Genomic DNA, 11,646 nt, shown 5'->3' on the forward strand with positions numbered 1-11,646 from the left:
CGAACCTCCTGGTGTGTTGGTGTGTGGTAGCTTCATCATACCACGAGTTCGTCATTGGCTCTTTTTTATTGTCTTAGTTCATCTTACAATCATCCACAGTAAAAATGACGATTGATTTGTCGCAAAAGCATTGATATTTCTCTTGATATTCACTATACTTAGAACATAACTCCTCCACTTTCTTGGGATATTATATATGCTATATGTATACAGTTTTGTCGCTTGCTGCTAGATACCAGAAGTCTTTTTGACTTCGACTTTGACAGTATCCAAAAAGCGTTTAGATCCCTCAATGAAACCGTAAGATTGGATTTATGTAATTGCCGCAGCGATAACTTGAAAATGCAGGAATCATTCGACGTCTATCTATTATGCTTCACGATGATAGTTGCTTCGCACTTACGAGTACGGATGAGGGTGTTACAAAGTATCTATCAGTTGGGGACAACAATGGTGGATATATAAGTGCAACTTCATCGCGTATTCCCGAAAATGAGATTTTGCAATACATACAGAACATGATACAACCGAAGATAATAGCTTTTATCTAGCTTCTGCCACTGGAAAATTTGTGACTATGATTGAAAGTTCCGATGAATTTGGTGATATAGTATATAAGGCTATTGCCAACGCTGAAGCGACCGATCTCAAAACGAAATTTAGCTTATATGCTGTAGTCTGGCCGGATGGTGGAACTATCACAAAGTTTTCGTAAGACAAGACGTCCCTCAAAATATCCCAAAAATTCTGAGGGACGCATTGTTTAGTGCTCAGAATTCCCCTCCTCACCATGCAAGATACCACAAAGCAATCCTGAAGTCATGGGACAAAATGATGTGGTATAGTATAGTAAGATATTGGCAATTCCCGCATGTTCACAAATTGAAAGGAGATTGTAAATTGGTAAATGTAACATTGATTAGCATAATCAATAATTGGATTGAAAGAGGACAGACTAGACAACTATAACGGACATCTTATCAGATAGCATAAACTTAGATTTGAAGTATTATGTATGCTTTGCCCAGGCACACAAAATCCTGTTTAAAGCACCGATTTTTGACAACAACTCGAAAAGCCAACCTTGTCAATGCAATAACTGTAGGTATGAATTTAAGTCTTTTTATAGAGGATGTTAAGTAAGATGGCAATTGAAGGATATGGATGGGCTGATGCTTATGGATTTGGGGCATTTTCATATGTCTCTGATGTCCTTGGATATGGTAGGTTTGCCGAAAGAATCAGCATTTTCGCACCTTCCCTAGGTATTCAAGACTTTGACACTGGAATGGAATACATACACCTTCCAACAAATGATTCTAATCTTGGTAAAGCACCATATTTGTATGTCGTCAGGGAAAATGGGGTTTGGAGAGAGTATTTCACGGGTGAACGCGTTAAAGTATTGACTGAGGTAAATGGCAGTTCCCTCAAAACCGAGTCCCAAAAGAGCTGCAGAGCCTGTTTCGACATAGCTCCAAACAGAGATAATGTCAGTATGGCCAAGAAATTTGGCATTAGAGAATTCGTGATTTTAAAAATTAACACTTGCAGTGAAAGTTCTTTTTATAACTATATTTCCGTATTTAGTGAAAATGATATTAAATCCATGGTTTCACAGTTTTACGATTTAAGAAAAAAAGCAAAACTATGGGGTCCACGATTTGAAGAAGTAGTCAAAAAACTCGAGTACGAAGATATTTGCGCGAACGCTGCAATATCTAAAGATATCGAGCGCAAAAAGGGCGCTTATGCAATTAACAGAAGTGATGATTTCAAAAATGAACCCGACTCTGCTGGTTCTTCGGGTGACAAAACAGGTGCAATCTTTGCTTTTGTCTTGATAATTGCAATACTCTTTCTCCTAGTGCTGAGTTATAACATTCATGGGATTTAGTACTCAGTGCGTTTGAATAATTCCTTTGTATGTAATGCCTTTCGGTACGGTGTTCGATTGTCAGCATGGAATTCCCTGTTCAGTACGTTTTCTGCTACATAGGCTGGATCTGATGCTGGTTTCGTGCAACAGTTATAACGATGTTTTATCATGGACCGGATTTTCTTTTCCCGGCAAATACGAAGGACGCACTTATCGTTGACACATATATCATAATCGTGTTCCAGTGTGTCACGGATACGCCTGTATCCCATGTCTGGATGCTCCTCATGGATCTGCAACACTTTTTTGGCTATACGCCCGTTAAGAACGACATTTTCATTATCTAATCTGCTTTTCCATTTGTAGTACGAAGCTCTGGCGATATGGCCAAGTTTACACAGGTACCGTCAAGATTTATGCGCAAATTAGTTTGCATTCTCTGATTAAATGAAGTCAGCCTGCAATGGAGGCGTTTTCTTCATTCACCTCCAGGTGCATCATATTCATATATTTCTTATTCCCCCACTGGGTTCCTGCAACATAACGAAGCCGGGCACAAACCAGCATTAGCGCTGAGTTTCCATCCGGAAATGTTCCCACAACACGGGTTCTGCGCCGAATCTCACGATTCAGACGCTCAATCGTATTATTCGTCCGAATCTTCATCCAATGTTCGCTTGGAAAATCGTAGTAAGTCAGAGTTTCTTCGATACTCTCAGAGACCTTCTTAGCGGCTTCTTTCAGTTTCATTTCCTGAAGCTCGGCGGCTATAGCTGCAGCTTTTTCTCGCGCAGCCTTTTTACTCTCTTGTGCACGAATTGCTTTCAACATTTTTGCCACAAGACTTACCTTAGATCTCGGGACAACCGAGAAAACGTTGCGATAAAAATGGACTGTACAACGCTGATACTTGGCCTCAGGAAACACTTCACCTACAGCTTCAAGCATTCCAAGGCACTTGTCTCCGACAATGAGTTTTACGCCATTTAAGCCTCTTTCGCGCAACCACTGAAAAAAGTTGACCCAGCTGGATTTATCTTCCTTCATTCCCTCAGCAGCGCCAATAACTTCACGAAAACCATCTCGATTGACTGCAATCGCAACCAGAATCGCCACATTTTCGTATTCACCGCCCCAGTTGCGACGAAGATAGATTCCATCGACATAGACGTATGGGTATTCTTTCCCTGTCAAAGGGCGGCTTCTCCATACTTCGATGCGAGCATAGGCCTTCTTATTCAGCTCGCTGATTGTTCCCGGAGAGACTTTAGTTCCCCAAAGTGCTTCTGTGATATCCTCAACGCGACGGACAGACACACCTGCCGGATACATCTCGATAAGAGCCTCCTCAACACTACTTTCACGACGGCGATAGCGTTCAATGATAGCAGTCTCAAAAGGAATTCCCTTTAAACGTGGCATATGTAGCGTAACATCGCCGGAAGTCGTTGTAAGGTTTCGATCATAGTGTCCGCTTCGATAACCCCGGCGCGCTTCATTGCGCTCATAACGAGCTGCTTGTGTAAGAGCTTCGGCTTCTTTTTCCAGGAGGTCATTAAAGTCTCCTCGACACTACCTCGGACCAGTTCTTTCAGCTGCCCCTTGATAACTTCCTCGTTGAACTGTACAATCTTATCAGACATGGTTTGTTGTCTCCTTTCTGAGTGTTGTCTCGCAACTTCATTCTACCAGAGGGGTGCAAACCATGTCTTCTTTATATGATTTTCAATTTGCGCAACTTATCATACCTTATCCTCACCAGAGCCGCTTTCTGCAAAGGAACTGTTAAAGGTAATGCCAACGGACGGAAGTATCGCGGAGATATACAAAAGACTTTCGCCGCAGAAAAAGATAGAAAGTTCAATCCCGACATGGGGTGATGCAATCGTATGGAGCGAACTTCATAGGACGACTCCCTACCCCGAACTCTGGAGCTAGCACCAACTCTTTTTGTCCGCTTAGCCGAATTTCCGCTCTGCTTTTTTTCTTGCCGTTTTTTACTTATCTCTGTAGTGAGAACCGCACTGGACAATCTGAATCACATCTCCGTTGATCCGATACACACGGCACTTATTGCATCAATACATCTGTTCCAGTATTCTAACAACTCTCCTCTAAAATTCCACCTCTTCTTAGTTCTGCCAGCTATCATCTACTGTAATAATCTCAGCACTACTCCCAGCTACACTGCTGTGGATCATACATACAACGAGGATATTTTCCGTAAAGGCCATTCCCATCGCCCATAGCCAAGGGTCGGCAGTCGTCGCAGGCATAGCGAAATTCGCAGTCCCGACATCCATCCACTTGATCTTTAGTGACTCTCCAATAACCTAGCAGCTTTTCTCGAATATCTTCCTTGGTATCCGTTCGGATATTTCCGCAGGACAAGTCACGCGCAAAAATACAGGGAATCACATTTCCGGAAGCTGTGATAGAAAACTTGCCAAACCAGCAGCTGTTCCACTGATGATTGACAGCAAAGCCATCCGAAGAGGTTTTAAATCTAGGTCTGCTTATGATGCGCTTTGCGTTAATCTCCGGATCGGTGACCGCATGACTGGACTGCGGGCTGTGTTTCACTGTCCGCACGGTATCGAAGCCGTTGAAGCGCAGTCCTTTGCCTTCGATATACCCGCGAATTTTCGGCAGCAGATGCTGGTTTTCCCGCATCATCACTACGGCAATGTTCACAGGCACATTCCGCTCATGTAGCAAATCAAGACTGTGATCTAGGCGAGCAAAGCTGCCCTTATGCTGGGTAATATGATCGTGAGATGCTGCATTATGACCATATAGGGACACACGAACGCTCGCGCCGACTTCAGCAATGAGGTCTGCCAACGGCTCTGTCAACAAATAGGCATTGGTAAAAATATCAATCCGCTTCATGCCGAGCTCGACTGCATAGCGCAACAATTCGCTGAAACCGGGATGCATGAGCGGTTCACCACCAATAAACTGAAAAGCCTCACAGCCCATGAATTTTAATTGCTCAAGCACCCTTTTCCATTCCTCTGTGCTTAATTCATTTGCCAGTTCAGACTCACAAGGCAAGCCAAAAGCACCATAGCAATGCAGGCAGCGGCAATTGCAGCGATTGGTCAATTCGAGCCATGCATAACGGATAACCGGGCGGACTCGATGTTCTACAATGGCACAAGAATGATCATTGACGAGCCCATCCATTTCCAAAGAATCCAAAAAAGAACTATCCTCCGGTAAAGCTTTACCGGACAAAGCCAGTGAGAGTAGCTGTGTCGCATCCTCATTCAGAGCGTAAACCTGTCCATGCCGCAAATCGTAAATTGCGCTGGCCTTGCTACCTTTGACCCAACGACAGTGATCAGAGATGCAATAATACTTCATGCCTCCTCCAGATAGCGGCGCTTCAACTCCAATACCGTATCGGTATACAGCTGTACGGCGTCATTTTCACGATTCTGCTTCACCATTGCAACACAAGGTACAACCATACGCTCATAGATATCCCGATAACGTGCAAGACGGTCCGGCATATGATCAATCGCGGAAACAATGGCCGGTGCAATCCGATAATATTCGTCCACCAGCGCGCTGAACTGCTGATCATACAGTTTCCGCTTATCGCGTAAAACGCGCAGGGTTTGCAGCTCATCGCAATCATCGGGTAAATTCAGTGTTTCCACACAGGCCGAAGTGATAAAGCACCCTCCACCAGAGGAGTTTCCCCCATCTCTCCACTGATCCGGATAGCAAGGATTGCAAGGATTGCATTGTTCACTTTCTGTAATCTGATCCGGATAACAAGGATGACAGGGATTGCACTGACCACCATCTGTAATCTGATCTGGATAGCAGGGATGGCAGGGATTGCACTGTTCACCATCTGTAATCTGATCCGGATAGCAGGGATGACAAGGATTGCACTGGCTTCCATCTCTAACCTCATCAGGTGAGCAAGGATTGCATCCTGCCGAAAGGCTGGCACTAGATACGTTTACATAATTCGCATTGAGATTATTATACTTATTAATCCCGTTTTGACTCCTCTCCATCATCTCTATTTTCCCTCCATACTCTTCGCTAAACTTCACCATACATAACAAAAATGTTTTCTTGCCAAGTATAAGCTCTCAACGACTCCTTTCTACTTCTACCGCCTTTTCCAGCCAGATAAACTCTAACTCCTAAAAACTATCCCCTATAAAAATTTCCCAGCTTTTCCGCCGAAAATTTTTTTACAAGGTTAATTTCCGCTCGCGACGCGCTCGCTCATATACATCTTGGCGTCCGGGTGGCGCTGCAGGAGCGTAACCGGGAAGGCAGCGCTGACTTCACCGTAAGCTGCGCGGCGAATCACCGAGTAATGCCAGTCGCGGAACATGCCGAGACGCACTTTCTTTGCCGATAGAATCTGCTTCATGCCTATGGTCACACAGAGCGAAGGCATGTCCTCGAGCGCGCCGCGAAGGTCACCGATTGAGTTCACCGCGCGGGTCTCCGGCGCAATCGTGCGGACGCGGGTCGGGAGTGCCGCGAACTCCTCGGGGGAAAGCTCCGGTTGGGGCTCGTTGAATGCGAGATGCCCGGTGATGCCGATGCCGCCGAAGCAGATATCCGCGCCGCCGAGTTCTTCCAGCAGCGCATCGCCCTTCTCCGGGTGATGCGGATCCGGGAAAATGCGCTGTTCCTCGGGAATGTTGAGTTCCGGCGCAATCTTGCTGTATACGGTTCTCTCCATGAAGCCGCGGAAGGAAAGTCTGTCCTCCTTGGCAACCCATTCGCCCTCATCGGTCAGGTACTCGTCCATGTTGAAGAACCAGCAGTCCTTTAACGAAACCCTTCTCTCGTTCACCAGGCGCACAAAAATCGGGTAGTGTCCCACCGGTCCCACCGGACAAATGAACACCGTGCGACGTCCAGCAGCATTGTTTTTCTCGATCTCCGTTACCATCTCGAGCGCGAGCTCGTAGAACGCTTCTCCCGGCTCCTTGCAAACCATAATCGGAATCTTTGCGCCCTTTTCGAGTTCTTCTCTGCCGATCTCATAATAAGAATGATACGAATTTCCTGCCATGATGCCTCCTTCTCTGCTTTCCCTGTTCTCAGTCAAAGTTACAAAACGCGCCGCGAAGCATGACGCGGTGAATCTCATCCTCTTTCAAAACCAAAAGGTCCGCCTGCTTGCCCGGGGTGAGATTTCCGATTCTCTTCTCCTCCCCGAGAAGGCGCGCTGCGTTCTCCGAGAGCAGCGAAACCAACTCTGCGGTCGGCCGCCCGGTAAACATTCTCAAGTTCCGGAAGGCGCGCGCCATCGTGAGCGTGCTTCCCGCACGGGCAGCCCCGTGCTTTAAGCGCGCGTCACCGTTCTTCACCACAACCTCGTTAACACCGAGCATGTACTCGCCGTCCGGCAGTCCCGCCGCCATGATGGAGTCCGTGATTGCGATTGCGCGGTCAAGTCCCTTCGCCTGCAAATAGAGGCAGATGCTGCCCGGGTGTAAGTGCAGGCCGTCCGAAATCATTTCGCAGTAGACCTCTTCCGAGGCGAGCACAGCACCGAAGATGGCGGGCTCATGGCGGTCAAACGGCCGCATCGCGTTGCCTGTGTGCGTCGCCGCGCGCGCGCCCGCAAAAATGGCGCGCTCTGCGGTGCGGTAATCCGCGTCCGAATGCCCGAGGGCGGTGACAATGCCGAGGGCGCGGAGCTTCGGAATCAGCTCAATGGCACCCGGCAACTCGGGCGCAAGGGTGATATAGCGAATATGCCCCTCTGCCTTTTCCTGGTAGCGGGCAATCAAGTCATAGTCCGGCTTGCGGAGCAGGCTCTCCGGCATCGCGCCTTTATGCTTCGGGGATAAAAACGGCCCCTCTAAGTGTATGCCGAGCAAATCCGCGCCCGCGTGCGGCAGTTTTTTCCAATCGAGGAAGGCCTGAATGGCACGCTCCGTCTGCTCTTCCGTATCGGTGAGAATCGAGCAGAGAAAGCTGCCCGTCCCCTGACGCGCAAAAAAGCGTGCCAGTTTTTCAAAGTCCTCGGCGCTCGCCGCATTCGCATCCACGCCGACCGCGCCGTGCGTGTGAATGTCCAAAAAAGCCGGTATGACCGCCGCGCCTCCTAAGTTCAGCACTTCCTCATTTGCAAGCGGCGTGAGGCCTCCTTGGGTCTGCGGCGAGAATGCCGCGATGGTCTCGCCCGTCACGCGGAGATCTCCCGGCACCAGGCGTTTTTCGTAGTAAAAGGATCCGTTCTTTAAGAGCATATCTTCCTCCCTCCCGTCCGAACTGTACCTGCTCCAGTGTAGTCCATTCCGGGCACTTTCTCAAGTCTCACGACAATTCAGAGCCTTTGATTTCGTTTTTTTCTGTGCACTATTATGATACTCGATTTTCAAAGTCGACACGGCTCCCCACATTGTCAACAAAATAGCAAAGTCACCACCGTCCGCCGACGGTGAAAGGATCTGTGGCGCCGTTCCCCCAAAGAATCTGTGCGCAAATTCGCGGCAGAACGCAGCCGTCTTCCCTCCGCTCCGGTTATTATATATTTTTAATAAATTTTTGCATTTTACAGCCAAATCAGCAATGTTTTTCCATGTTTTTACATGTGCTGTCTGCTTTTCTGAATCGTTTTTACCGTAAATCTTTATTTTATCGCCCGAATATCTGTTTAAAAAGCGACAAGTGTGTGTTAAGATTTACCTGTACAGAGGGGAGGTGTCTGCTGCAAAAGAGAGGACTATTATGAAAAAATTGAGGCAGTTTGCAAGCCTGGTACTGACTGTGGCAATGGCTGTTTCGCTCTGCGCCTGTGGCGGCACAAAGAAGGCGGAGACCAAGAAGCTGAAGGTCGGCATCTCTTGGTCGGAGGATAATCTCGACACCGCGAAAGACGACTACTGCAATGCCGTCATCAAGGCGGGCGGCGAACCTGTCTATCTGGCACAGTTCAAGACGGAAGAAGAGGCAGCGGCAGCCCTGAAGGATCTGGATGCGCTTGTCATGACCGGCGGCGAGGACATTGATCCCTCCTACTATCACGAGGCCAAGGATCCGCTTCTCGAGAAGACCAATGAAGCGCGCGATGTCTCCGACTATGCGTTGATCAATGCGGCCATCAAGGCGGATATCCCGACGCTCTGCACCTGCAGAGGCATGCAGTTCCTGAATGTCATCTGCGGCGGAACGCTGTACCAGGACTTTCCGTCCAAAGTCGAGAGCGACATCATTCACCGCGATCCGAACCACAAGGTCTTTGTCTACCACGACATCACGGTTGACGGCGACAACATTGTGGCGGATGCCTTCGGCGGCGCGGGTACCTATGAGGTCAACTCTTGGCACCACCAGGCTGTGGACAAACTCGGCGATCACCTGAAGGTCGTCGCCAAGTCTGCCGACGGTATCATCGAGGCTGTCGTGAAGGATGACAATACCTACTTCATGGGACTGCAGTTCCACCCGGAAGCGCTGATTGTCGAAGACAGCAAGGATGCCTATCTCCCGTTCTATCAGAATCTCCTCAAAGCGGCAGAAACCAAGAAGCAGAAATAAGTAGTTTTTTGCATCTGTATCGGATTCAACGTTCCTGATACCTTATGACTGACCCTAAGGCAGCAGCATCGCCCCCATGAAAAAAAGGAATCCCGGATAAACTTCGGGATTCCTTTTCGCTTGTAACACTGCCTTAACAGCGCTTTTCCGTCAAATACTTCTTTCGGTAATACAAGAGATACGCGGTATTGATCAAAATGCCAAAGGCCGTCGCGAGCGGCGCCGCGTAGCCAATGTGCCGAAGACTCGCATTCGGCTGTATGCTCATGAAGAAAGAGAAGGGCAGGCGAACCAGAAAGACCTGCAAGAGTCCCTGCTCCATGGACCAGAGCGTCGCCTCGTGCCCGTTGAAGTAACCGATGAAGGCAAAAAGCACGGGGGTTAAGAGCACTTCCGGCGCAAAGCCCTTCAGATAAGAAAAGCTCTTGGCTATGACGGCGCTGTCCGCCGTAAAGACAGCCGAGAGTAGGTCTCCGTGGCGGAGCACTAGGAAGAAGACCACGATTCCGACAAGTTCGCAGATCCACACACCGGTCACGGCAGCTCTCTCCGCGCGCTTTTCATCGCCCGCGCCGACATTCATCGAGACAAAGCTTGCGAGCGACTGCATGAGGGCGCTCGGCACCAGCATGATGAAACCGATTAACTTGCTCGCCACGCCGTAACCCGAGGAGGCCTCAAGCCCAAGGCGGTTCACAAAGGCGCAGATCGCGACAAAGGAACTCTGGGTCAGCAGCTCCTGTAATGCGAGCGGAAAGCCGATTTTTAGAATACGCGCACTCTGCTCGTTCAAGCGAAAGTCGCTCCGCCGAAAGCGGCAGCTGAGCTGCTTTTTTCGAAGCATCACTAGGGAAAAGAGCACACTGAGCGCCTGCGCCAATACGGTTGCGAGCGCCGCGCCCGCCACGTTCATACCGAGCACCGCGATAAAGAAGAGATCTCCGACCACATTGATCGCGCAGGCTACGCCGACGAAGAGGAGGGGCGAATTGCTGTCACCGAGTCCGCGGTAAATGGCCGCAATCACATTGTAGGCGACAATGAAGAAAATGCCCGCGCCGCAGATGCGGATATAGTCCGCCGTGAGCTGCTTTGCCTCCGCAGGCGCCTGCATGAGTGTGGCAAGCGGTTCCGCAAAGAAAACCATCAGCACAAAGAGCGCCGTCGAAATCAGGACGAAGATGACAGTCGCAGCGCCGATCAAGGAACCCAGTTCACTGTCCCTTTTCTCACCGAGATAGCGACTGATTAAAACCGTGATGCTCATGGCCGAACCGCTCACCATGAAGGTAATCAGGTTCAGAATCTGGGAACCGGTCGACACACCCGATATCCCCGCCGTGCTGCCGTAGCGCCCCACGATCAGCAGATCGACCGCGCCGTACATCGCCTGCAAAATCAAGGCGCCGAGCACGGGCAGCATGAAGAGAATCAGTTTTTTCGGTATGGAGCCTCTGGTAAAATCGCTGTTTTCCGACAGGCGTCCGCTCACTTCCTGCGCCGCTCCTCTCTCTTTTTCTGCCTGTTCTGACAGCTCTGTTTTCATTTCTGCTCTGATTTCTTCTCCGCGTCCTTCTCTCATCTCTTCTCCTCTTCTTCACTCCCGTGGAGCAGCGCGTAGACCTTTTCAATGCAGGCAATCATGGTCTCCGCATCGCTCGCCTCTATGCCGCCGAGTTTCGCCTTGAGCCCCGCAAAGTAATCCCGGTCGTGTTTCTCATAAAAGCACTTCCCCGCTTCGCTGAGGCGCACGGCCACATAGCGTCTGTCCTTGCCGTCCGTCTCCTTTTCAAAATAACCGCGCTGGGTCATTACCTTGACCGCACGCGTGACCCCCGGGCGGGGAAGCTTCAGTGCAGCCGCAATATCGCTCACATAGACCGCTTTCTGCGCAGCCGCGAGCTGTTCCACCGCATCCAAAACGCGCATCTCCGTACTGCTAATGCCCTCCGGCAGCTCCGGCTGCAGTTCCCAGATGCGCTTTGCAAGATACATCGCATCCATCATACGCTTGATTTTCCGCTCGTTCAGTGCTTCCACAGCGCCTCCTTTTATTATCAAAGATAATTATCGTAGGTTATTATATTCCGACAGCTTTCGGCTGTCAAGCGACAGATAGCCCTCCCCCGTACCGGAAAGCCGAACAAAATGTTGTCATCCGCAAAACCTCCGAAAAACATGGCAGTTCTTCCCGAAAAAACAGGGTAGCACGCCGGAAACAAAGCTCACAC

The 11,646-nt window shown here is 49.3% G+C and carries 9 protein-coding genes and 2 pseudogenes; 3 read left to right on the plus strand and 8 right to left on the minus strand.

Annotation, left to right across the window (positions count from 1 at the left end; translation table 11 throughout):
- Positions 1-1,144: 1,144 nt before the first annotated feature.
- Entirely contained in the window at positions 1,145-1,897 is a 753-nt protein-coding gene (locus ACO4XG_RS07605; protein ID WP_485129677.1) for a hypothetical protein, read from the plus strand.
- Here the strand turns inward: ACO4XG_RS07605 and ACO4XG_RS07610 are convergent.
- Positions 1,894-2,280 (minus strand): IS3 family transposase, encoded by a 387-nt coding sequence (locus ACO4XG_RS07610; RefSeq protein ID WP_485129678.1) that lies wholly within the window; start codon positions 2,278-2,280, stop codon positions 1,894-1,896. The genes ACO4XG_RS07605 and ACO4XG_RS07610 overlap by 4 nt on opposite strands.
- 52 nt (positions 2,281-2,332) lie before the next feature.
- Positions 2,333-3,522, minus strand: a pseudogene (locus tag ACO4XG_RS07615) (IS256 family transposase).
- A 97-nt stretch (positions 3,523-3,619) separates the two neighbouring features.
- On the opposite strand from ACO4XG_RS07615, the pseudogene ACO4XG_RS07620 reads away from it, so the two are divergent.
- Positions 3,620-3,817: pseudogene (locus ACO4XG_RS07620) on the plus strand (IS256 family transposase); the annotation flags it as partial.
- A gap of 234 nt (positions 3,818-4,051) precedes the next feature.
- Here ACO4XG_RS07620 and ACO4XG_RS07625 read toward each other — a convergent pair.
- From ACO4XG_RS07625 to nagA, 4 genes are all read right to left on the minus strand, one after another.
- Positions 4,052-5,248, minus strand: a complete 1,197-nt coding sequence (locus tag ACO4XG_RS07625) for a radical SAM/SPASM domain-containing protein (RefSeq protein WP_308509580.1) — start codon at positions 5,246-5,248, stop codon at positions 4,052-4,054.
- Positions 5,245-5,919, minus strand: a complete 675-nt coding sequence (locus ACO4XG_RS07630) for a hypothetical protein (protein ID WP_308509581.1) — start codon at positions 5,917-5,919, stop codon at positions 5,245-5,247. The genes ACO4XG_RS07625 and ACO4XG_RS07630 overlap by 4 nt, the downstream gene beginning before the upstream one ends.
- Positions 5,920-6,107: 188 nt before the next feature.
- Positions 6,108-6,938, minus strand: coding sequence for a sugar phosphate isomerase family (locus ACO4XG_RS07635; protein WP_308509582.1), 831 nt, complete (start codon positions 6,936-6,938; stop codon positions 6,108-6,110).
- Between the two features lie 28 nt (positions 6,939-6,966).
- Positions 6,967-8,124, minus strand: coding sequence for an N-acetylglucosamine-6-phosphate deacetylase (gene nagA / locus ACO4XG_RS07640; protein WP_308509583.1), 1,158 nt, complete (start codon positions 8,122-8,124; stop codon positions 6,967-6,969).
- 481 nt (positions 8,125-8,605) lie between these two features.
- Between nagA and ACO4XG_RS07645 the strand changes: the two genes are divergently transcribed.
- On the plus strand, positions 8,606-9,415 hold the full coding sequence (locus tag ACO4XG_RS07645) for a gamma-glutamyl-gamma-aminobutyrate hydrolase family protein (protein WP_308509584.1): 810 nt from the start codon (positions 8,606-8,608) through the stop codon (positions 9,413-9,415).
- Between the two features lie 133 nt (positions 9,416-9,548).
- Here the strand turns inward: ACO4XG_RS07645 and ACO4XG_RS07650 are convergent, their stop codons facing one another.
- Positions 9,549-10,997, minus strand: coding sequence for an MATE family efflux transporter (locus ACO4XG_RS07650; protein ID WP_330670197.1), 1,449 nt, complete (start codon positions 10,995-10,997; stop codon positions 9,549-9,551).
- Entirely contained in the window at positions 10,994-11,455 is a 462-nt protein-coding gene (locus ACO4XG_RS07655) for a MarR family winged helix-turn-helix transcriptional regulator (RefSeq protein WP_308509585.1), read from the minus strand. The genes ACO4XG_RS07650 and ACO4XG_RS07655 overlap by 4 nt, the downstream gene beginning before the upstream one ends.
- Between the last annotated feature and the right edge of the window lie 191 nt (positions 11,456-11,646).

The organism is Stomatobaculum sp. (assembly GCF_057248925.1).